21 protein-coding genes are annotated in these 19,645 nt (G+C 68.1%); 9 read left to right on the top strand and 12 right to left on the bottom strand.

Annotation, left to right across the window (positions count from 1 at the left end; genetic code table 11):
• Positions 1-2: 2 nt before the first annotated feature.
• From alsS to A5758_RS13430, 3 genes are all read right to left on the bottom strand, one after another.
• Complete coding sequence (alsS, locus tag A5758_RS13440; protein ID WP_067740622.1) at positions 3-1,685, bottom strand: acetolactate synthase AlsS; 1,683 nt, start codon at positions 1,683-1,685, stop codon at positions 3-5.
• Between the two features lie 133 nt (positions 1,686-1,818).
• The gene (locus tag A5758_RS13435) at positions 1,819-3,342 is read right to left on the bottom strand and encodes an FAD-dependent monooxygenase (RefSeq protein ID WP_067740620.1); all 1,524 of its coding nucleotides are present in this window, start codon (positions 3,340-3,342) and stop codon (positions 1,819-1,821) included.
• The gene (locus A5758_RS13430) at positions 3,335-3,982 is read right to left on the bottom strand and encodes a TetR/AcrR family transcriptional regulator (RefSeq protein ID WP_067740618.1); all 648 of its coding nucleotides are present in this window, start codon (positions 3,980-3,982) and stop codon (positions 3,335-3,337) included. Before A5758_RS13430 ends, A5758_RS13435 begins: the two co-directional genes overlap by 8 nt.
• 139 nt (positions 3,983-4,121) lie before the next feature.
• Here A5758_RS13430 and A5758_RS13425 point away from each other — a divergent pair, with 139 nt between their 5' ends.
• Entirely contained in the window at positions 4,122-4,535 is a 414-nt protein-coding gene (locus tag A5758_RS13425) for a glyoxalase (RefSeq protein WP_067740616.1), read from the top strand.
• 23 nt (positions 4,536-4,558) lie between these two features.
• On the opposite strand, the gene A5758_RS13420 is transcribed toward A5758_RS13425, so the two are convergent.
• Complete coding sequence (locus A5758_RS13420) at positions 4,559-5,716, bottom strand: AAA family ATPase (protein WP_067740614.1); 1,158 nt, start codon at positions 5,714-5,716, stop codon at positions 4,559-4,561.
• Between the two features lie 33 nt (positions 5,717-5,749).
• Positions 5,750-7,342: a Na+/H+ antiporter gene (locus A5758_RS13415; RefSeq protein ID WP_067740612.1), complete on the bottom strand. Its 1,593-nt coding sequence runs from the start codon at positions 7,340-7,342 to the stop codon at positions 5,750-5,752.
• A gap of 128 nt (positions 7,343-7,470) precedes the next feature.
• Between A5758_RS13415 and A5758_RS13410 the strand changes: the two genes are divergently transcribed.
• The 4 genes from A5758_RS13410 (at position 7,471) to A5758_RS13395 (ending at position 10,351) form a co-directional block, all read left to right on the top strand.
• Positions 7,471-8,379 carry an RNA polymerase sigma-70 factor gene (locus A5758_RS13410; protein WP_067740607.1) on the top strand — a complete coding sequence of 303 codons (909 nt, stop codon included), beginning with the start codon at positions 7,471-7,473 and terminating at the stop codon, positions 8,377-8,379.
• A gap of 4 nt (positions 8,380-8,383) precedes the next feature.
• Positions 8,384-9,193, top strand: coding sequence for an SDR family oxidoreductase (locus tag A5758_RS13405; RefSeq protein ID WP_067740605.1), 810 nt, complete (start codon positions 8,384-8,386; stop codon positions 9,191-9,193).
• A 189-nt stretch (positions 9,194-9,382) separates the two neighbouring features.
• Positions 9,383-9,817, top strand: a complete 435-nt coding sequence (locus A5758_RS13400) for a protease inhibitor I42 family protein (protein WP_067740733.1) — start codon at positions 9,383-9,385, stop codon at positions 9,815-9,817.
• Between the two features lie 54 nt (positions 9,818-9,871).
• Positions 9,872-10,351, top strand: a complete 480-nt coding sequence (locus tag A5758_RS13395; RefSeq protein ID WP_067212209.1) for a hypothetical protein — start codon at positions 9,872-9,874, stop codon at positions 10,349-10,351.
• Positions 10,352-10,372: 21 nt separating this feature from the next.
• Here the strand turns inward: A5758_RS13395 and A5758_RS13390 are convergent, their stop codons facing one another.
• The gene (locus A5758_RS13390) at positions 10,373-11,134 is read right to left on the bottom strand and encodes an SDR family oxidoreductase (protein WP_067740602.1); all 762 of its coding nucleotides are present in this window, start codon (positions 11,132-11,134) and stop codon (positions 10,373-10,375) included.
• A gap of 10 nt (positions 11,135-11,144) precedes the next feature.
• Positions 11,145-11,573 (bottom strand): DUF1707 domain-containing protein, encoded by a 429-nt coding sequence (locus A5758_RS13385; protein WP_067740600.1) that lies wholly within the window; start codon positions 11,571-11,573, stop codon positions 11,145-11,147.
• Between the two features lie 61 nt (positions 11,574-11,634).
• On the opposite strand from A5758_RS13385, the gene A5758_RS13380 reads away from it, so the two are divergent.
• The gene (locus A5758_RS13380; protein ID WP_067740598.1) at positions 11,635-12,249 is read left to right on the top strand and encodes a TetR/AcrR family transcriptional regulator; all 615 of its coding nucleotides are present in this window, start codon (positions 11,635-11,637) and stop codon (positions 12,247-12,249) included.
• A gap of 4 nt (positions 12,250-12,253) precedes the next feature.
• Here A5758_RS13380 and A5758_RS13375 read toward each other — a convergent pair whose 3' ends face one another.
• Entirely contained in the window at positions 12,254-13,528 is a 1,275-nt protein-coding gene (locus tag A5758_RS13375) for an alpha/beta hydrolase (protein ID WP_067740596.1), read from the bottom strand.
• A gap of 21 nt (positions 13,529-13,549) precedes the next feature.
• Positions 13,550-13,876 carry a ferredoxin gene (gene fdxA / locus A5758_RS13370; RefSeq protein WP_067212196.1) on the bottom strand — a complete coding sequence of 109 codons (327 nt, stop codon included), beginning with the start codon at positions 13,874-13,876 and terminating at the stop codon, positions 13,550-13,552.
• Positions 13,877-13,979: 103 nt separating this feature from the next.
• Here fdxA and A5758_RS13365 point away from each other — a divergent pair, with 103 nt between their 5' ends.
• Positions 13,980-14,912 (top strand): LysR family transcriptional regulator, encoded by a 933-nt coding sequence (locus A5758_RS13365; protein ID WP_067212193.1) that lies wholly within the window; start codon positions 13,980-13,982, stop codon positions 14,910-14,912.
• Here A5758_RS13365 and A5758_RS13360 read toward each other — a convergent pair.
• Genes A5758_RS13360 through A5758_RS13350 form a run of 3 tightly spaced genes read right to left on the bottom strand, consistent with a single transcriptional unit; the run spans position 14,909 to position 18,044 of the window.
• Positions 14,909-15,625, bottom strand: a complete 717-nt coding sequence (locus A5758_RS13360; protein ID WP_067740589.1) for a sirohydrochlorin chelatase — start codon at positions 15,623-15,625, stop codon at positions 14,909-14,911. The genes A5758_RS13365 and A5758_RS13360 overlap by 4 nt on opposite strands.
• Positions 15,622-16,359 carry a phosphoadenylyl-sulfate reductase gene (locus tag A5758_RS13355; RefSeq protein ID WP_067740587.1) on the bottom strand — a complete coding sequence of 246 codons (738 nt, stop codon included), beginning with the start codon at positions 16,357-16,359 and terminating at the stop codon, positions 15,622-15,624. The genes A5758_RS13360 and A5758_RS13355 overlap by 4 nt, the downstream gene beginning before the upstream one ends.
• Positions 16,360-16,376: 17 nt before the next feature.
• Positions 16,377-18,044, bottom strand: a complete 1,668-nt coding sequence (locus A5758_RS13350) for a nitrite/sulfite reductase (protein WP_067740585.1) — start codon at positions 18,042-18,044, stop codon at positions 16,377-16,379.
• A 243-nt stretch (positions 18,045-18,287) separates the two neighbouring features.
• Between A5758_RS13350 and A5758_RS13345 the strand changes: the two genes are divergently transcribed.
• Together A5758_RS13345 and A5758_RS13340 are read left to right on the top strand one after the other, a co-directional pair.
• Complete coding sequence (locus tag A5758_RS13345; RefSeq protein ID WP_067740731.1) at positions 18,288-18,920, top strand: TIGR03085 family metal-binding protein; 633 nt, start codon at positions 18,288-18,290, stop codon at positions 18,918-18,920.
• A gap of 374 nt (positions 18,921-19,294) precedes the next feature.
• Positions 19,295-19,612, top strand: a complete 318-nt coding sequence (locus A5758_RS13340; RefSeq protein ID WP_067740580.1) for an antibiotic biosynthesis monooxygenase — start codon at positions 19,295-19,297, stop codon at positions 19,610-19,612.
• Positions 19,613-19,645: the final 33 nt, after the last annotated feature.

Raw genomic sequence — 19,645 nt, 5'->3', positions numbered from 1 at the left:
CCTTACTCGAAGGGGTCGTCGTGCAGCTGTGCGGCCAGGTCGGTGTTCCGGCTGTAGTCCACGGGAACGTCGATCAACGACGGCCCGTCCTCGGCCAACGCCTGGCGCAGGGTGGTGGTGAACTCGTCCAACGTATTGACCCGGTAGCCGCGGGCGCCGAAGGCCGCCGCGTAGGAGACCAGGTCGTAGCCGCTCAGTTCGACACCCGATTTGCGGTCGTACTTGAGGGCTTCCTGGAAGCCGACCATGTCGTAGCTGTTGTCCCGGAAGACGATGTGGGTGAACGTCAACCCGAGCTGGGTCGCGGTCGCGAGTTCCTGGGCGGAGAACAGGAATCCGCCGTCGCCGGAGACGGACACCACGGGCGTTCCCGGCCGCACCAGGCAGGCGGCCATCGCCCACGGCAGCGCCACGCCCAGGGTCTGTTGGCCGTTGGAGAACATCAGCCGTCGCGGTTCATAGACGCGGAAATGCCGGGCCAGGTAGATGTAGACCGAGCCGACATCGCAGGTGACGGTGGCGGTGTCGTCGAGCTCTTCACGCAGCCGCAGCAAGACTGCGACGGGGTTGAGGCCCGGGCCCGCGGGCATGACGCTACCGGCAGCGATGTCGATGTCACTCAACGCTTTTCGCTGCGTGGCGATCTCGTGCTGATAGTCGTCCGTCAGGGTCAGGTCGGCCAGCTGGTCGGTCAGCGCGGTGAGCGTCGCCGCGATGTTGCCCAGCAGTTCCACGGTCGGCTGGTAGTGGTTGTCGATGTCGGCGGGAACCGAGTCGATGTGCACGACGGTGCGCGCGGCATCGTTGTTCCACAGCACGGGGTCGTATTCGACCGAGTCGTACCCGATGGCGACCAAGACGTCGGCGTGCCCGAGGACGACGTCGCCGGGCTGGTTGCGGAACAGTCCGACCCGGCCGAGGAAGTTGTCCTCCAACGCGCGGGAGATCACCCCCGCGGCCTGAAAGGTCTCGACGACGGGCAACCCGGTCGTGGCGACCAGGGCGCGCAGCGCCAGGCAGCTGTCCGGGTCGGCGCCGCGCATCCCAACCAACAAGGCCGGCCGCCGGGCGGCGCGGATCAGCTCGCTCGCCGTCGCGATGGCCGCGGCGGGGGCGGCCGCCAACGGCGGAATCGGCTGTCGGCCCGGGATGCTCGCCGTGGTGGGGGCGCCCAACACATCGGCGGGCAGCACCACTGCGGCCGCCCCGCGCGGTTCGCTTTGTGCGGCGCGAAACGCGCCGATGGTGGCCTCGGCGGCGTTGTCCGGGTCGTTGACCTCGCCGGTGAACTTGGTGACCGTCCGGAGCATGGCGGCGGCGTCCATGGACTGATGCGTGCGCTTGAGCCGATCCTGGCGGCGCACCGCACCGCACAACGCGACCACCGGATCTTGTTCGGTGTTGGCGGTCAGCAGGCCGGTGGCCAGGTTGGTGGTGCCGGGGCCGGACGTCACAAGCACCACGCCGGGGATGCCGGTGAGGCGACCGATCGCCCCGGCCATGAAGGCGGCGTTTTGTTCGTGCCGGCACACCACCACCTGCGGGCCGGAGTCGAGCAGGGCGTCGTAGACGGCGTCGATCTTCGCGCCGGGCACGCCGAAGACGTACTGCACGCCCTGCGCTGACAAGACGTCGACGACCTTCTGCGCGCTGCGCACGGGCTCACCGGGGGTCGTGGGGGCCATGTACCCAGCCAAGCACGCGTCGCGGCGAGACGCGATACGACCGAGTGTGCGTTGAGGGTTTTGAGTGTGCGTCTAGGGCGGCGACACGCCGAGCGAGGTCGCCATAGGTGCACACTCGATGGCGACCCGCGCCCTAACCGTTGGATTCGGGCCCAAACCAGCGCCGCAGCGCCTCGTGCAGGCCGGCTTGGTCGGCCGGCCCGAATTCGCCGGCCGCCCAGGCGACGTATCCGTCGGGCCGGATCAGCAATGCCGCGGCGGGCGGGTCATCGAGCGTCGCCGTGACGATGTCGACCCGATCGGACCAGGCCGACGCCGCGGCCCCGGCGCCGCCGTCGAAGTCGAGCAGCACCGGGCGCGCGTCGTGCAGCAGCTCGGCGACCCGTCGGCCGTCCGCGAGGGTCAACTCGGGCACGGGCCAACCCGACAACGGGTGCTCGTCACCCACGTCGTACCGCACGTCGGTGCCGGCCAGCAGCGCGGCCATGTGCTTGGCGACGTCGCGGAGGGCGAAAAGTTCGCCCAGCAGCGTGCGCAGCGCGGCGACTTCGGGACCCGGCAACATGAGCGCGGTCTGCGCCTGCGAGTGCATCATGACGCGCTCGCCGACGAGATGTCGCTCGGATTCATAGGTGTCGAGCAGCCCGTCCGGCGCCCAGCCGTTGAGGTGGGCGGCCAGCTTCCAGCCCAGGTTCATGGCGTCTTGCAGGCCCACGTTCAGGCCGGGCCCGCCCATGGCGCTGTGCACGTGGGCGGCGTCGCCGAGCAACAGGACCCGGCCGTCACGATAGTGCTCGGCGTGGCGGGTGTTCTGTCCGTTGATCCGACGAAGGGCATGCGGCCCAGGGCCTTTCGGCTCCTCGAAGGGAACGTCGACGCCCAGGACGCGGCGGGCGCTAGCGAGCAGTTCGGCCACGCTCATCGGTTTGTCCTCGACCGGCGGCCCGAATTCGAAGGTCCCGAACAGCGATCGGCCGGGTTCGAACTCGGCGTAGATCAGTCCGCCCCGGTCCAACCGCGTGTGACCGAAGGCGACCCGGCCGAACCCGGGAATGTCGAGGCTGCCGTCGGCGCGGCGGTATTCGTCCGGGACGTGCACGTGGGCGAGCCGGCCCACGATGTCCAGGGTGGTGCCGGGGAAGTCGATGCCCACCGTCTTGCGCACCAGGCTGCGTCCGCCATCGGCACCCACCAGGTAGTCGGCGTCGATGCGGTAATCACGCTCGGGCGAAGATACCTGCACCCCAACGGCTTCCGGCTCCTGATCCAAATCCGTCAGTTCGTGTCCCCAGCGCAGATCCACGCCAAGGTCGCGGGCCCGCTTCTCCAGTAGCCGCACCACTCGGGGCTGTTGGATGGGCAGCGCGTACATGGGGTTGTCGGGCAGGCCGGAGAAGTCCAAAGTCATGGCTGCGAAGATCCAGCCGTAGACCGGCTGCGGTGGGTTGGGGTCGCCGGTGAACTCCCGATACAGGCCCCGCATGTCGAGTGTCCGAACCACCTGCCCCACAAGGCCGTTCGCCTTCGGCTCGGAGCTGGGCCCGGGCAGGGCGTCCAGCACGACGGGCCGGATGCCGGCCAGCGCGAGCTCGCACGCCAGCAGGAGCCCATTGGGGCCGGCGCCGGAGATGACGATGTCGGCGTGTTCGTCACTCATGGGTTTTCTCCGTGCGCTTGGTGGGTTCGGGCAGGCCGGCACTCACGGCGGCGAAGCCCTCGCGAATCAGGTCGGTGATCGGGACCGGCGGGTCGGCTCGCACGTAGGCCTCGGCCGCGGCGTCGCCGACGGCACGCACGATCGCCACCAGCAGCCGCGGGTACAGGTCGTGCTCGGGGTCCGTGCCGGTGCGTTCGGCGATCACCGCGAGCCACTCATCGAATAGGTCCTGCGGCAACGCATTACGCACCTGGGGGTTCATCAGCATTTTGCGCACCTCGACGAGCTCCTGGCGGCTCGGCACCAGGTTTTCCTCTCCGTATACGTCGCCGAAGTCGGCCTCCAAGGCTTCGAGCACGACATGCGTGATCGACGTCCACAGCGGCTCGCCGGCCGGGCGTTGCCGCAGCGCGGCCACGCTGCGGCGCATGCGCTCGGTCTGCCGATAGGCGAGTGCCTCGTACTTGCCGCCGAAGTAGTTGTTGAAGGTGCGCAACGAGACTCCGGCCAGGTTGGCGATGTCCTCGCGCGTCACGTTGTCCAGCCCGCGTTCGAAGGCCAGGTTGAGCGCGGCGTCGCTGAGGGCGCGGCGCGTGTCGGCCTTCTTGCGCTCCCGCAATCCGCGCGGATGTTCGGTCATGCGGACCAAGGTACGCAAAACGTGCCCGGTGGGCAAGATTGCCTACCGGGCAATATCTGAGGAATGTGACTAGCCTGGAGTGTGGGTACCGGATGTCACGATCGGTGGGTCAGCCGAATTCGCGTTGGAAGGTGAAGCCATGGATGTGCAATTCATCACGAGCGTTGCAGTAATCACCCCCGAGCCGGCGGTCAGCCGAAGCTTGTACGTGGACGCGCTTGGTCTGCCCCTAACCGCGGAAGCCGACGGCTATCTTCACGGTGAAGGCATCGACGGCTGCAAGTCCTTCGGCGTCTGGCCGCTGACTCAGGCTGCGCAAGCCTGCTTTGGCGTGCCTGACTGGCCACTTGAGCGGCCGGTGCCGCAGGCCAGCGTCGAGTTCGAGGTCGCAGACGCCGACACCGTCCAGGTCGCAGCAAACGAGTTGACGCAGAAGGGCTTCATGCTGCTGCACGACGCGCATACCGAGCCGTGGGGCCAAACCGTCGCTCGACTGCAGTCCATCGAGGGCACGATCATCGGCATCTCTTACGCGCCCGCGATGCATTCGTAAAAAACAGCGCGCCCCTTGAACAACTAGCGCTTGCCCCAGTCCCACGGCGGCGTCGTCAACAGGTTCTGCCCGGCGATACGTGTCTCGCCCCACTCCTTGTAGAGCTCGATCTCGACGGTGTCGTCGCCGGTGGCTTCGAGCAGCGCACGAGAGTGGGTGACCACCAGGACCTGCGTCCTCGCGGCGGCGGTGCGGATCAGGCCAGCGAGCGGACGCACCAGGTCGGGGTGCAGCGAGGTCTCCGGTTCGTTGAGCACCATCAGCGACGGCGCCTGCGGGCTCAACAAGGCGGCGGCCCACAGCAGGAATCGCAGTGTGCCGTCGGACAATTCGGCGCAGCGGAGCGGCCGTAGCATGCCGCGCTGCCGCAGCTGCAGGTCGAACAGCCCGTCATGAACGGCGACCGACACGGTGGCGCCGTCGAAGGCGTCGCCGACGGCGCGGCTCAGGTCGTCGAAACCCGCCTCGATGATCGTCTGGATCGCGGCGGCCAAATCGCTGCCGTCATCGGAGAGCACCGGGGTTCGCGTTCCCACCTGCGGATGCCGGGCCGGCGCCCCCGCGTCGACGCGGAAGCCGTCATAGAACCGCCAGCCGCGCAGCCGCTCGCGCACGGCCGCAAGCTCGGGCAGCGCGTGTGGGTGGGCGTACTCGGCCAACACGCTGCGGTACGTGGGCAACGAACGGGACAACTCGTCGAACCCGCGGCCCGAATCCGCGCTCACCTCGGCGAAATCGCGCGTTCGGCGCACGAGCGTCGCGCTGGCCCGCAGCACCGGCCCGGCGAACAACGCTTCCCGCTTGATCTCCGGATCCCGGCCGAAGGCCGACTTCGGTCCGGCCATCTGCGGCATTCCGAGGTCGACTAGATAGCCGAAATCGTCTGAGGCGAAGCCTAATTCGAGGGATACCGGCCGGGTGCGCACGGTGCCCTCGACCTTACCGGTCCGGCGGGCGCCCTTGAGCTCCTCGGGCCCGGCCCACAGCGCGGACTGCAGCCCACCCTCGCGGGCGAGCGACGCGATCACCTCGCCGCGGCCGCAATCGGCCAGCAACCGCAACGCGCGGTACAGCGAGGACTTGCCGGCGCCGTTGGCGCCGGTGACCACCGACAGCCGGCTTAGCGGCATTATGACCTCACGCAGCGAGCGGTAGCCGCGGATCGCCACCGTCTGCAACATGGAGCCGACTGTACGGTCGACGACCGACGGGCCCTACTCGTTGTCGGCGGCGTCGAGCAGCTGCACTTCCTCGAGGTCCATCTCGTTCTGCAGCTCGCGCAGGACGATGTCGTCGATGAGGTTCTCGTTACGCAGCGCGGTGATCTCGCGGCGCTTGCTCTCGAGCATGCCCAGCCGCACCCGACGGACGAGATCCTTCTTCTTGACGAGATGGCTGTTCGTCGAGTCGTTCTCGGTGGCGAGGGCCAGCGCGGCCTTCTCTTCGTATTCCTTCTGCAGCCGCCGGCGGAGGTCGTCGCTGATGCCGACCTCGTCGGCAACCGTCGGCAACGCGTCGAGGGCGGCTCGAGCGCCACGCGTGCGAGCCAGCTGCAATTCCTCGGCGTGGGCCACGTCTTCGGGCATCTTCGCCCAGCGCACCACTGCGGGCAGCGTGGTGCCCTGGACGAGGACCGTCACGAGGATGACGACGACCACGATGAAGATGAGCAGGCTGCGGTCGGGGAATGGCGCGCCGCTGAGCGTGGTCATCGGGACGGCCAGCGCCGCAGCAAGCGACACCGCCCCGCGGAATCCCGCCCAGGCGGTGACGAAACGCTGACGCCAGTCGACCCGGCGTTCCCGCTGCGCTTCTCGGCGGTCGATCAGCCGGATCAACCACACGGTGATCTCGCCCCAGAAGATGCGCGACAGGATCACCACGGCGGTGACGGCGAGCGCGATGAACAAGGCGTGGCGAATCCCGCCGTCCACGCCGGCTATGCCGCGCAGCGCCCCCGGTATCTGGACACCGACGAACACCCACAACGAGCCGTTGAGCAAGAAGGTCGCGCTGTCCCAGAACGCGTAGGCCTGCAGCCGGGATCGCGCGCGGATCACCACCGGCCCGGCGTAGGCGAGCATCAACGCCGCGACCATGACCGCAACCACCCCGCTGCAATCCATGCTCTGCGCCAGCAAGAACGCCGCAAACGGCGTCAGCAGGCTGAGCGCCCCTTCCTCCTGTGGCGCGTCAAGCCTCTTGCGCAGCAGCGTGACCGCTCCGCCGACCAGAAGTCCGGCGGCGATGCCGCCAAGGTAGGAGCCGACGAAACGACCAACCAGGTCGATCGGGGTGATCTGCGCTCCGCCGATCGCGACGTGGACCGTGACGGCAAACAGGACCAGGGCCGTGCCGTCGTTGATGAGACTCTCGGCCTTGAGCACGGTGACCGATCGGCGTGGCAACTTCTTGGCCAAACCGGCCACGGCGGCGGCGTCGGTGGGGGACAACACGGCGCCCAACACGGCCGCCGCGTGGGAGTCCATGCCCAGCGCCCGTGCCGTCCACGACACGGCCACCGCCGTCGCGATCACCAGGGCGACGCTGAGAAACACGATGATGCGCGCGTTCGCTCGGATCTCCCGGAAGCTGGTGTTCAGACCCTCCCAGTAGAGGATCGCCGGCAGGAACAGCAGCAGCACGATCTCCCCGTTGACGTGCACGTGAGCCAAGCTGGGGATCAGGCCCAGCAGCGTGCCGAGCACGATGAGCAGCACGGGGGGACCAACGCGGTAGCGCCGGCCGAGGACCGTCCCGACGATAACGGTGGAGACGAGCGCAACGATCAGGACGAGGCCAAACACCTGCCCATCCTGCCGGACATGCGGGCTTTGCGCCGATCGGGGTTTGGGCGCAGAGCCTCGTAACAATTCACTTCAGCCCCGAGTGCGGGGCGGGCAACGCGCGCCCGAAACGTGGCAGTGTTGGTGGCGTGAGCGACGTCGCGGAGGCGTTCGAGTCTCAACGGCCGCGCCTGTTCTGGTTGGCGTATCGGCTGCTGGGTTCCGCGAGCGAGGCCGAAGACGCGGTCCAGGATGCTTACCTGCGACTGCACACCGCGGATGCGGAGGCGATCGAGTCGCTGCCGGCGTGGCTCACCACGGCCGTCACGAACCTGTGTCTCAACCGGCTCACTTCGGCGCGCGCCCGTCGAGAGGTCTATCCGGGGCCGTGGCTCCCGGAGCCGGTCCTGACCGACGACCGCGCACTCGGCCCGTTGGATACCGCCGAACAACGCGAGTCGATTTCGATCGCGCTGCTGAGCCTGATGGAGCGCCTGAGCCCGACGGAGCGCGCGGCGTTCGTTCTCCGAGAAGCATTCGCCTACAGCCATTCCGAGATTGCCGAGATCCTGCAGACATCGGAGCCCAACGCCCGCCAGCTGTACCGGCGAGCGCGGCAGCGCCTGGGTGAACCGCGGCCGCGTTTCCAACCAGATCGGACGCAGTGGCGCCGCCTGGTCGACCGCTTCTTCAGCGCCGCCCGCGCCGGCGACGTCGCCGGGCTCGTCGAGATCTTGACCGACAACGTGACCTCGACGGCCGACGGGGGCGGCAAGGTGGCGGCCGCCCGACGCCCGATCTCGGGCCGCGACCGCGTGGCCTCCTATGTGGCCCGCGCGTTCGGCAGGAACATCCCGCGGCTGGGGCTGCGCCTCGATGTCGCCGAGGTCAACGGCGAGCCGGCGATCCTGGCATTCGACGGCGAAACGCTGACCGGCGTGCTGTCTTTCGAGATCGTCGGCGACCAAATCGCAGCCCTGCGGGCGATGGGAAATCCCGACAAATTGCGGTTCCTCGCCGACCAGTTGTCACATCCGGCGGGTCTGCCCGGTTCATAAGGGTATGACCAATCGAATACTGATCACAGGCGGCACCGGCACCGTGGGTCGCGTCGTCGTCGACCAGCTGACGGCCGCCGGCAAGGACGTCCGCGTTCTGAGCCGCGGACGACGGCGGCACCAGCGCACCGACGTCGAGCATGTCGTGGGCGACGTGCAAACCGGCGACGGGCTCGATGCGGCCGTCGACGGCGTCGACACGATCGTGCACTGCGTCTATCCCTGCGAGCATCTGGTCGCTGCAGCCAAACGGGCGGGCTCACCGCATCTGGTTTACGTCTCCATCGTCGGAATCGACCGCGTCCCATTCGCCCTGTACCGCATGATGCTCGCCAACGAACGCACGATCGCTGAGTCGGGCCTGCCGTGGACGGTGCAGCGGGCGACCCAGTTTCACGATCTGATCGCCGTCATATTGCGCATGCTCGCGAAACCGCCGGTCATGGTCCTGCCGTCGGGCCTCAAGTTCCAACCGGTCGACGTGCGCGACGTGGGCGAGCGGTTGGCCCGGTTGGCGCTCGGCGAGCCGATCGGACGTGCGCCGGATTTCGGCGGCCCGCCGGCGCGCGCACTCGAAGACCTTGCCCGCAGCTACTTGGCGATCGTGGGTAAACGTCGACGCATCGTCGCGATCCGGTTGCCCGGCAAGGTGTTTCGCGGACTGCGCGGGGGCGCCCTGCTAACCCCGGAGCACGCCGCGGGCGCGATCACCTTCGAGCAGTACCTCCAGGAGCAGGTCGACGCGGGACAACTGCCCTACCAGGACGCGATCCGCGCTTACCTGCCGCACCGTCCGCGCAAGGCGCCGCGATGACTGCCCGGCTGACCAGTCCCGTCCTTCGGGCCGGGCTGTGGTTTCTGACGTTCGTGGAGGCAGTGGTCGGACTCGTCGCGAGTCGGCCGGCCCACCTCCGCTCGGCACCCCGACCTGGGTATCAAGCTTCCGGCCATACAGTCCGATCTCGGCATCGGGCTTCCCGCCATAATGGAGGCGATGAATCTTGTGAGGATGAGGCTGCTGATAGCAGTCGCCGTGCTCGTTTCGTCAACGGTGATGGGCTGCCACTTCGCATCCAGGAACCCGCCGTCGACCAAGACGCTCCAGGTGCCCATGAACGACGTGCTTACCCAGGACGTCATCAAGCAGAGCATGACCTTGGCCGTCGGCAACACGCTGATCGTGAAGTTGGGCTCGAATTACACCACGCCGTACCGGTGGGCGCCGGAGATGAAGGTCGGCGATCCGGGGATCCTGAAGCAAATCAGTCACGAGTTCGTGCCGCCGAGTTCCGATGCGTTGGGGGCGCCCGGCACCGAGGTGTGGAAGTTCACCGCGATGAAGCCGGGGACCACCACCATCGGCACGTCCTACACCAGCTTCGTCGACAAGGATTCCAAAGCGGCGTGCAGCTATACGGCCGATGTCACGGTGCAGTAAACCTCTCCGGCAAACGAGTGCGCACCGGCCGGACCTCGCGCTACGGTCTGGTGCGTGTTCGGCTTTCTCCGTAACTTGTCCGAAATCGGCAAACTGCCCGCGGCGCTGCGCGACGAGCTCGAAGCCGAGGGCGTCATCTTCAGCGCCGGCAAAGTCGGGGTGAGCCGGCACTTCAGCGGCCATGTGCCGGGGGTCTATTCGGCTTCCGGTGTATCCCGCTACACGGGCGCGTTCGCGTTCACGTCCGCCCGGATCGTCGCCACACTTCCCGCGCGCGGGGACGCCAACCTGCGATCGATCGATTGCGCATGGGACAGCGGCGAGGGGCCGGCCCGGGCCACCATCACCGGCAAAGGGCTGAAGCTGGAAATCGACCTGCACGGTGTCGATCCCGCCTTCAGCGGGTCGATGAGGCTCAACTACAAGAAGACCATCCCGGACGAGGTGCTGGAGACGCTGCCCACGACGACGCTGCGTTATCCGGTCCAGCCGGTTTTCGTGTATCGCGCGGCCGGGGTGCGCCCCAAGACCTAGGCTGCGGGACAACGGTTTCCGTCACGCGGCCGGCCGCAGCATCCGTGCGCTGACGAGCGACGAGACCCACCCGGGCATCAATCGTGTGCTCGTCGTCATCAGCCGATAGCGCCACCCGGGCACGACGACGGCGCGGCCCCGGTCCAGGGCGCGCAGCCCGGCGGCCACGACGGGCTCGGGCGCCGCGAGTCGGCGATAGATCGCGGTGTGCGAGACGTCCGATCCCAGCGCATCGACGAACCCAGTCCGGGTGGGTCCGGGGCACAACGCCGTGACGGTGACCCCCGAACCGCGAGTCTCCGCCCACAGCGCTTGGCTCAGCGACAACACGAACGCCTTGGACGCGCCATAGGTGGCCTGATACGGCCCGGGCTGAAACGCGATGGTGGACGCGACATTCAGGATGCCGCCCCGGCCGCGGGCCAGCATGCCGGGAAGCACCGCATGGCTCAGCCGCACCAGCGCGTCGACGTTGACTGCGACCAGCTCGCGCTCACGCTCGGCGTCGAGCTCGGCGAACGGGCCGTAGGTGCCGAAGCCGGCGTTGTTGACCAGCACGTCGACCCCCCGCCCGTCCAGGCGGGCGACGAGCGCATCGACGCCGGCCTGTGTGCCAAGGTCGCCGACTGCCAGTTCGACGTGCTGGTCGACCCGCTGGGCCACCGCACTCAGCCGTGCTTCGTCACGCCCGGCGAGCAGTAACGACATGCCCCGCTGCGCCAGCTGGTCGGCGAAAATTGCGCCCAGCCCGGAGCTGGCACCGGTGATGACTGCCCATGACATGGCTGACCCCTTACTTCGCAAGAGTTTTTACGGCGGGGTGAATGCCCAGGGCGTGGCTGACGAGGCCGATCCCGGCGCCGAGGATGGGCCATATCGGCCAGAAGTAGGTGGCACCGGTGGTCGCGGCGACGGCCGCCCACACGGTGAGCACGATGACGGTCATCGCCAGGTAGGCGGCGAGGTGAAGGCGCACGCCGCGGCGGGCGGCCTCGACGCGGGCGGCGCGGCGGCGCGGGTCCGCGCGCCGGATCCGCTCGAGCGGTAGGTCGGCGAGGAGCTGGGTGAGTTCCTCGGCGGTGTGCGTGCCGAACACCGCCTGTACCCGTTGCTCGTACTCATCCAATTGCAGGTAGCCCTGCGCGAATGCCTGGCCGAGGCGTTCTGCCGCCCGCTCCCGATCGCGGTCGCCGGCGCGGGGGGTCATGAGTTGCTGGTCCATTTCATCCCCTTCCAGAGATGTGAATGGCTTTAACATAGGCCCTAATGTTAATGTCGTCAACATGGCACGGGAGCGGAAAGTCGCGGAGCGTCGGGACAGCTATCACCACGGCGACCTGAAACGCGCCCTGAGCAGCGCCGCTTTGTCGCTGGTGGCCGAGAAGGGGCCGAAAGGCTTCACGCTGACCGAGGCGGCACGGCGCGCCGGCGTCAGCGCCGCCGCCCCGTACCGGCACTTCGCCGACAAGGCCGCGCTGCTCGCGACCGTGGCCGAACAGGGCTTTCGTGACCTACACGCCGAACTGGCCGCGGCCGCCGACGCCGCGCCCGACCCGAAGGACCGGGTGGTCGAACTCGGCCGCGCATATGTGCGCTGGGCCGTCGCCCACCCGGATCACTACCGGGTGATGTTCGGCGCCGAACTCTCCAAGGCCGACCACCCCGACCTGGCCGTCGCCGGCGAGCAGGCGTTCGGCGATCTGCTCGACGCGATCGTGACGTGCCAACAGGCGGGCATCGTCGGCGGTCAAGACCCGCGTGAACTCGCCGCGCCGCTGTGGTCGTTGGTGCACGGCGTCGCGTCGCTCGCGATCGGTGGCGAGTTGCTCAGCGTGGGCATCGAGCAGGACCCGGAGACCATCATCGCCGGCGTGGTGGCCCAAATGCTGGGCGGTTAGGCCATTAGGCCACGTTGGCCTGGCGGCGCGTCGCATAGACCTCGGCCAGGAACTGTTCCACGGCGACCGCGCTGTGCACCGCGCGCGCCGAACCGAAGATGTCGAAAGCGTGCTGAGTGAACGGCAACTCGGCGTACACGACGGGCTGGTTGCTCGCCTGCCGCAGCCGCTCGACGAATCCACGCGCCTGCTCGACGGGCACCAGCGAGTCGTTGCGGCCGTGCAAGACGAAAAACGGGGGAGCCTCGGCCGAAACGTGGTTGACCGGTGACGCGGTGATGAACGGCTGCAGGTTCGTCGAAGGGCGTTGCTTGACAACGGATTTGACGAGCAGGGCGGGCATCATCGGGTGCATCGCGTCGTTGAACCGGGTGAAGTCGTAGACGCCGTAGAACGGCACGGCCGCCTGCACTCGGGTGTCGGCGTCTTCGAAGCCGGGCTGGAACTGAGGGTCATTGGGGGTGAGAGCGGCCAGCGATGACAGGTGGCCGCCGGCCGAACCGCCGGTGATGGCGATGAATTCGGGGTCGCCGCCGTACTCGGCGATGTGCGCCTTGACCCAGGCCAGGGCGCGCTTGACGTCGATGATGTGGTCCGGCCAGGTGTTGCGCGGGCTGTGCCGGTAGTTGATCGCCACACAGATCCAGCCCAACTCCGCGAGGTGGCTCATCAGTGGATGGGCTTGTCCGCGTTTGTTTCCCGTCGTCCAGGCGCCACCCGGGATCTGGAAGAGCACCGGCGCCTTGCCAATCGGGTCGAGGTCGGGACGGCGCCAAATGTCCAGGTGGTTGGCGCTGCCGAATTCGCCGTAGCTGATGTTGGAGTCGTGGGCGTAGTCGCGATAAATCCGCATCATCCGCAGCAGCCCCGGCGTCTTGGCGGTCCCGCCGCCGGCCGGCCGGCGCCACAGGTCTCCCGACTCGGTACGACGAGCCGCGCCCAGGCCCTCGTCCAGCGCCTGGGTCAGCGGCACGTTGGCCTTATGCCCGGCGCGGCTGAAGTTCAGCAGGCCCATCGCCGACACGGTTGCCACCGCCCACGCTGCGATTTGCACCGGCCGAGTCAGGCGGCGAGCGGTCAACGCCAGACCGCCGAGCTGGCTGACCAGGGTCTGCAACGGCAACTCGGTGACGACCAGCCCGAACATAAACGAGAAGAGCGATAGGTAGCCGCTGCGCGCCAACGGCCGGTACGCGTTGAGCGTGGACACCGCGGTCACCGCCGTGACGATCAGCGACCCTATCTGCCGGATGACGTGGAGTATTCGAGCTGTCCGCATCCGCTCACCTTACGAAATGCCCTACGTGGCTTCTGCCCGGCTCTCGAGGTTCTTGACCGCGGCGGGATCGTTCTCGGTCAGCCCGACCTTCGATGCACCGCCGGGCGAGCCCAGCTCGGTGAAGAAGTCGGCGTTGATCTGGGTGTACTCGCCGTATTCGCCGGGCAGGTCGTCCTCGTAGTAGATGGACTCGACGGGGCACACCGGCTCACAGGCGCCGCAGTCGACACACTCGTCGGGGTGGATGTAGAGCATCCGCGCGCCCTCGTAGATGCAGTCGACGGGACATTCCTCGATGCACGCCTTGTCTTTGATATCGACGCAGGGCTCGGCGATCACGTAGGCCATGACCCCATGGTTCTCGCCGCAACCGGGCGCGAGTAGAGGTCCCGGCGTTGTGGAGTCACAAGCTATCGTTGTGTCACACGAATTGATTGTGATGTGATCAGCCATGCCGCTCAGCCCGCGAATGCCCGAGCTCGCCTCGTTCGAGGTGTTCTTGGCGATCGCCGAGACCGGCAGCCTGGGCCGCGCCGCGCGCGAACTCGGGCTGACCCAGCAGGCCATCTCGCGGCGGCTCGCGTCGATGGAGGCCCAGATCGGGGTGACGCTGGCAGTGCGGACCACGCGCGGCTCGCAGCTGACGCCGGCGGGCCTGATCGTCGCGGACTGGGCGAGGCGGTTGCTCGAGGTCGCCACCGAGCTTGACGCGGGCATGGGATCGCTGCGCAAGGAGGGCCGCGAGCGGATCCGCGTCGCGGCCAGCCAGACGATCTCCGAGCAGCTGATGCCGCATTGGCTGTTGTCCCTGCAGACCGAGGCGACGCGGCGCGGCGTCGTTGCCTCGCAGGTGAGTTTGACCGCGACCAACAGCGAGCACGCGATCGCCGCGGTCCGCGACGGCAGCGCGGATCTCGGGTTTGTCGAAAACCCTGGCACACCAAAGGGTTTGGGAACCTGTGTGGTGGGTCAGGATGAACTGGTGATCGTGGTGCCGCCGGGCCACAAGTGGACGCGACGGGCGCGGGGTGTCACCGCTCGCGAACTCGCGGAGACGCCACTGGTGGCCCGCGAACCGCATTCGGGCATCCGCGATTCGCTGACGGTGGCGTTGCGTCAGGTGCTGGGCGACGACATGGAGCAAGCGCCACCGGTATTGGAGCTGACGTCGGCGGCGGCGATGCGCGCGGCCGTGCTGGCCGGCGCGGGACCGGCGGCCATGAGCCGGCTGGCGGTGGCCGACGACCTGGCGGTCGGGCGGCTGAGCGCGGTCACCATTCCGAAGTTGGACTTACGGCGCAAGTTTCGCGCGATCTGGGTGGGCGGGCGCACGCCGCCGGCCGGGGCGGTTCGAGATCTGTTGAGCCACATCAACAGCCGCTAGGCTGCCGCGTCGGCTTCCAGCGCCTCGTCGTAGCGGTCGAGCAGGGTCTCGGCCACCAGCGGGTGGGCGCCCAGCGGCGCGGCCATCGGAATACCGTTGTCCCGCGCATACGTTGAGACGCCGTCGGTGAGCAGCCCGGGCGCCAGGAACCAGGGTGCGATGACGAGCCGGCGGGCGCCGCGGCGGCGCAACTGGCCGGCGGCGCGTTCCACGGAGGCCTCGGGCCGGGTGGCGAAGGCCATCGTCGCCCCGACCCACCGGCTGCCGACGGCCAACCGGGACGCCACCTTTGACGTGCGCGCGTTTGCCGCGGCGTTGGACGAGCCGATCGCGACCACCATCACGCCGAGGTCGTCGTCGTGCGGGGAAACCCCGACCTCGGCCAGGCGTCCGCGCAGTACCGACACCAGCCGGTCGTCCTCGCCGAGCACGTCGGCCTGGCGGATGCCGTGGGCTCCGGCTTTCGCGATCTGCTTGGGGATGTCCAGGCGCGCGTGGTAGGCGCTGGCCAGCAGGAACGGGGCGACCACCGCGCGGCGGCTGTCCGGCAACCCGGCCAGGACGTCGGCGAAGTTCGGTTCGTTGAGCTCCAGGAACGCCAGCCGAACGTCGAGGTCGGGGCGCATGCCGGCCAGCCGGTCGACGACGGCCTGCGCGTTGGCGCCCGACCGTGGGTCCCGGCTGCCATGGGCGGTGAGTACGAGGGTGCTCATGATGCGTGCAACCCGCATTCGATCTTGTTTCGTCCCCGCCAGCGGCCGCTGCGAGGATCGTCACCCTCGGCCGGCTTGGCGGTGCAGGGGGCGCAGCCGATGGACGGGTAGCCCTCCTCGACGAGCGGATTGACCAGGACGTTGTTCCGCTCGATGTAGTCCTGGACGTCGTCGTCGGTCCAGGCCGCGATGGGGTTGACCTTGATGAGCTCGAACGACTCGTCGAAGCTGATCAGGGGGGCGTTGGCGCGGGTGGCCGCCTCTGCCCGGCGCAGCCCGCTGACCCACGCCGCGTAACCGCGCAGCGCGCGGCGCAGGGGGAGGACCTTGCGCAGCCGGCAGCATTCGTTGGGGTCGCGGGCGAAGAGGTCCTTGCCCAGCAGCTCGTCCTGCTCGGCCACGGTGTGTTCGGGTTCGACGTTGAGCAGGTGGATGTCGTAGACGGACTCGACCGCGTCGCGGGTGCCGATGGTTTCGGCGAAGTGGTAGCCGGTGTCCAGGAACAGCACCGGCACCCCCGGCCGCACGTCCGAGGCGAGCGAAACCACCACCGCGTCTTGCATATTGGCGGCCACCACGTACTTGCAGTTGGTCCAGCCGCGGGGACCGTCGACGCCGCCGAAGTGCTCGTCGGTCCAGCGCAGGATGTCGACGGCGCCGGCGCCCTCCATCTCGGAAGCACCGCGCTCGGCCAGCTCACGCAGCTGCTCCGTGGTGAAGTTCATCGCCACCATGGCGGGGTCCTCAACTCCTATCGCAGGTCGGCCTCGTCGGCGCGCAGCGCCCAGGACGCGAAAGTCTCGCCGCCGTCGCGGGCTTCGAGGAATCTGCGGGTCACCCGGTCGATGTAGTCGCCGAGCTCGTCGCTGGTCACCTTGTGCTGGCGCAGCTTTCGGCCGAATCCGCTCGCCTCGCCCAGGCCGCCACCCAGGTGGACCTGGAAGCCCTCGACGGAATTGCCCTCGCCGTCGTCGATCCACTGGCCCTTGAAGCCGATGTCGGCGACCTGAATTCGCGCGCACGAGTTCGGGCAGCCGTTGAGGTGGACGCTGATCGGCACGTCGAGCTTCGAGTCGACGTCAGCCAGGCGCTGTTCCAGCTCGGGCACCAAAGTCTTTGTGCGCACCCGGGTTTCGGCGAACGACAGCTTGCAGAACTCGATGCCGGTGCAGGCCATGGTGTTCTTGCGCCACGCCGACGGCCGCGACGGCAGGCCGAGGGCGTCCAGCGCGGCGACGGTCTCGTCGACCAAGGCGTCGGGCACGTCGAGGATGACCAGCTTCTGGAACGGGGTCAGCCGGGCCCGGTCGGAGCCGACCTTTTCCATCAGGTCGGCGACCGCCGACAGGGTGGCGCCCGAGACGCGTCCGGCGATCGGCGCGACGCCAATCGCGTTGAGCCCGTTCTTGATCTTCTGCACGCCGACGTGGTCGATGGTGTGCTTGACCGGCGCGGGGGCCGGGCCGTCGATCAGGCGGCGGTTGAGGTATTCGGTTTCGAGGACCTCGCGGAACTTCTCGACGCCCCAGTCCTTGATCAGGAACTTCAGCCGGGCCTTGGCGCGCATCCGCCGGTAGCCGTAGTCGCGGAACACCTGGGTGACGGCCTCCCAGACGTCGGGCACCTCGTCAAGCGGGATCCACACCCCGACCCGCTGGGCCAGCATCGGGTTGGTCGACAATCCGCCGCCCACCCACAGATCCAGGCCGGGGCCGTGCTCGGGATGGTTGACGCCCACGAACGCGACGTCGTGGGTCTCGTGGGAGACGTCCTGCAGGCCCGAGACCGCGGTCTTGTACTTGCGCGGCAGGTTCGCGTACTCGGGATTGCCCATGGAGCGCCGGACGATCTCGTCGATCGCGGGGGAGGGGTCGAGCACCTCGTCGAGCGAGTCGCCGGCCAGCGGCGAACCGTGGATGCCACGCGGACAGTCGCCGCAGGCCTCGGTGGTCTGCAGGCCGACGGAGTCGAGCCGCCGCCAGATCTCGGGGACGTCCTCGATGCGGATCCAGTGCAGCTGCACGTTTTCCCGGTCGCTGATGTCGGCGGTGTCGCGGGCGAATTCGGTCGAGATCTGACCCAGGGTGCGCATCGAGTGCGCCGACAGCGGTTTGCCGTCGGTGCGGACCCGCATCATGAAGTACTTGGCTTCGATCTTGTCGGTGTTGTCGTCGCCGGTCCAGCTGCCGTCGTAGCCCTGTTCGCGTTGCGTGTAGAGGCCCATCCAGCGGAACCGCCCGCGCAGATCGGAGAGGTCGATGCTGTCGAAGCCCTGGTTGGCGTAGACGTTGACGATGCGGTCGCGCACGTTCAGCGGCGCGTCGTCGTTCTTGATCTTCTCGGTGTCGTTGAGCGGTTCGCGATCACCCATCGCCCACTGGCCCTCGCTGCGGGTCTTGGCGGGACGTGCTGTGGTCATGTGGTGTGCTCCTTCGCGGTGCGTGGGGCTGCAGGGCTGCTGGCCGCGGCATCGACGCGATGATGTTGTCAGTCAGAGGTGAGCGCGGGCGCTCCGTTGCGCCCACGTCTCATGGCTTCATAGTGCCCGGGTTAGGCCTAGGGGGGTAGAGGTCGTGCTGTTGTGAGGGCACAACCGTTGGTTGTGTGTGCCGGTTCACGTTTATTGGTTTGGCGCGCACTGTGATTGCAGTAACCTGCGGTGGTGGCTGGGCCGACGCTAGACGCGCGGGAACGGTCCGCACTGTGTGATCTTTTCGTCGAGCTCGGCCCCGCCGCGCCCACGCTGATCGAGGACTGGACTTGTCGCGATCTCGCCGCCCATTTGGCGTTGCGAGAGCGCGATGTCGTTGCGGGGCCGTGTCTCGTCCTTCCCGGCCCCTTCCAACGGTTCGCCGAGCGGCGCAGGGTTGCCATGGCCCGTCATGATTTCGGGTGGCTCGTCGCGCGGATCCGGTCCGGCCCGCCCGTCGGGTTCTTCCGCATCGGATGGGTGCGCGCGCTGGCCAATCTCAACGAGTTCTTCGTGCACCACGAGGACGTGCGCAGGGCGCAGGGACTCGGGCCGCGTTCTTTGGCGTCCGACATGGACGCGGCGTTGTGGCGGAACGTATGCCGCGGCGGGCGCTTTCTGAGTCGGCGGCTTTCTGGTAGCGGGCTCGACGTCGAGTGGGCCGGCTCGCGGGTGACGCTGCGGCCGGGTTCACCGGCAGTCCTGCGCGGCCAACCGGGCGAGCTGCTGCTGTATCTATTTGGCCGGCAGGGGGCGGCGGACGTCGAAGTGAGCGGACCGCCGGAAGTGGTTGCGGCGGTGCGTCGCGCGCGCTTCGGGATGTGATCCGTCGCCGGTTACGTCACACGCGCCTCAGGGGTCCCCGGCGGAGGCGGCACCCAAAGTGCCCGCCTCACAGCGACAACCAAGGCGGCGCGGCGGGCATCACCGGTTGCCGCTCGGAGGGGGCACAGCACGTCCGGGTTGATGTGGTCTAACGACGCACAAGGTTGCGCGGCTTCACAATCACTCTTTACGCTCGAAATCGTCGAAAAGGACCAGGAGCGGCACCGGTAAGCCCGCTCCCTTCCGCGAGGAAGCTCCGTACCGCGCAGCGGACCCGCGACAAGCAACTGGCGCAGACGCGTCGGCGGCTTGACGCGCGCACGAGAGCTACTGCGTTGAACCTCCGGCGGCAGCGCCCCTAACAGGAGGTCAACATGCCGTTCATCCGAACTAACGCCGGAATCGTCACTCAAATCAACACTTTCACGGTGCCAGACGGCGGCCAACAAGCGCTCATCGATCGACTGAGCGAAGCAGCGCGATTCGCCAGCACGGTGCCGGGGTGGCTCTCCGCAAGCCTGCACAAGAGTCACGATGGAACACGCGTTGTGAATTATGCCCAAAGCGACAGCCTCGAGTCAGCAGTGTCGGTGATCGACCGGCTTCGCCAAGCGGGCTACCTCGATCGCAACGCAGAGTACGGGCAAGCACACCCCGGTCTCTACGACGTCGTGTTCACACTTGAACGCTGACAAGCACTTTGCGTCGGCGGCTTAAGTCACAGG

Source organism: Mycobacterium sp. 852014-50255_SCH5639931 (assembly GCF_001665605.1).
GTDB classification, from domain to species: domain Bacteria; phylum Actinomycetota; class Actinomycetes; order Mycobacteriales; family Mycobacteriaceae; genus Mycobacterium; species Mycobacterium paraffinicum.
The sequence above is the reverse complement of the archived record's forward strand: the minus strand, read 5'-3'. Positions and strand labels throughout refer to the sequence as shown.

Coding starts and splice junctions, on each gene's coding strand:
- alsS (WP_067740622.1), bottom strand. CDS start 1,685: ATGGCCCCCACGACCCCCGGTGAGCCCGTGCGCAGCGCGCAGAAGGTC.
- A5758_RS13435 (WP_067740620.1), bottom strand. CDS start 3,342: ATGAGTGACGAACACGCCGACATCGTCATCTCCGGCGCCGGCCCCAAT.
- A5758_RS13430 (WP_067740618.1), bottom strand. CDS start 3,982: ATGACCGAACATCCGCGCGGATTGCGGGAGCGCAAGAAGGCCGACACG.
- A5758_RS13425 (WP_067740616.1), top strand. CDS start 4,122: ATGGATGTGCAATTCATCACGAGCGTTGCAGTAATCACCCCCGAGCCG.
- A5758_RS13420 (WP_067740614.1), bottom strand. CDS start 5,716: ATGTTGCAGACGGTGGCGATCCGCGGCTACCGCTCGCTGCGTGAGGTC.
- A5758_RS13405 (WP_067740605.1), top strand. CDS start 8,384: ATGACCAATCGAATACTGATCACAGGCGGCACCGGCACCGTGGGTCGC.
- A5758_RS13390 (WP_067740602.1), bottom strand. CDS start 11,134: ATGTCATGGGCAGTCATCACCGGTGCCAGCTCCGGGCTGGGCGCAATT.
- A5758_RS13385 (WP_067740600.1), bottom strand. CDS start 11,573: ATGGACCAGCAACTCATGACCCCCCGCGCCGGCGACCGCGATCGGGAG.
- A5758_RS13380 (WP_067740598.1), top strand. CDS start 11,635: ATGGCACGGGAGCGGAAAGTCGCGGAGCGTCGGGACAGCTATCACCAC.
- A5758_RS13375 (WP_067740596.1), bottom strand. CDS start 13,528: ATGCGGACAGCTCGAATACTCCACGTCATCCGGCAGATAGGGTCGCTG.
- fdxA (WP_067212196.1), bottom strand. CDS start 13,876: ATGGCCTACGTGATCGCCGAGCCCTGCGTCGATATCAAAGACAAGGCG.
- A5758_RS13365 (WP_067212193.1), top strand. CDS start 13,980: ATGCCGCTCAGCCCGCGAATGCCCGAGCTCGCCTCGTTCGAGGTGTTC.
- A5758_RS13360 (WP_067740589.1), bottom strand. CDS start 15,625: ATGAGCACCCTCGTACTCACCGCCCATGGCAGCCGGGACCCACGGTCG.
- A5758_RS13355 (WP_067740587.1), bottom strand. CDS start 16,359: ATGGTGGCGATGAACTTCACCACGGAGCAGCTGCGTGAGCTGGCCGAG.
- A5758_RS13350 (WP_067740585.1), bottom strand. CDS start 18,044: ATGACCACAGCACGTCCCGCCAAGACCCGCAGCGAGGGCCAGTGGGCG.
- A5758_RS13340 (WP_067740580.1), top strand. CDS start 19,295: ATGCCGTTCATCCGAACTAACGCCGGAATCGTCACTCAAATCAACACT.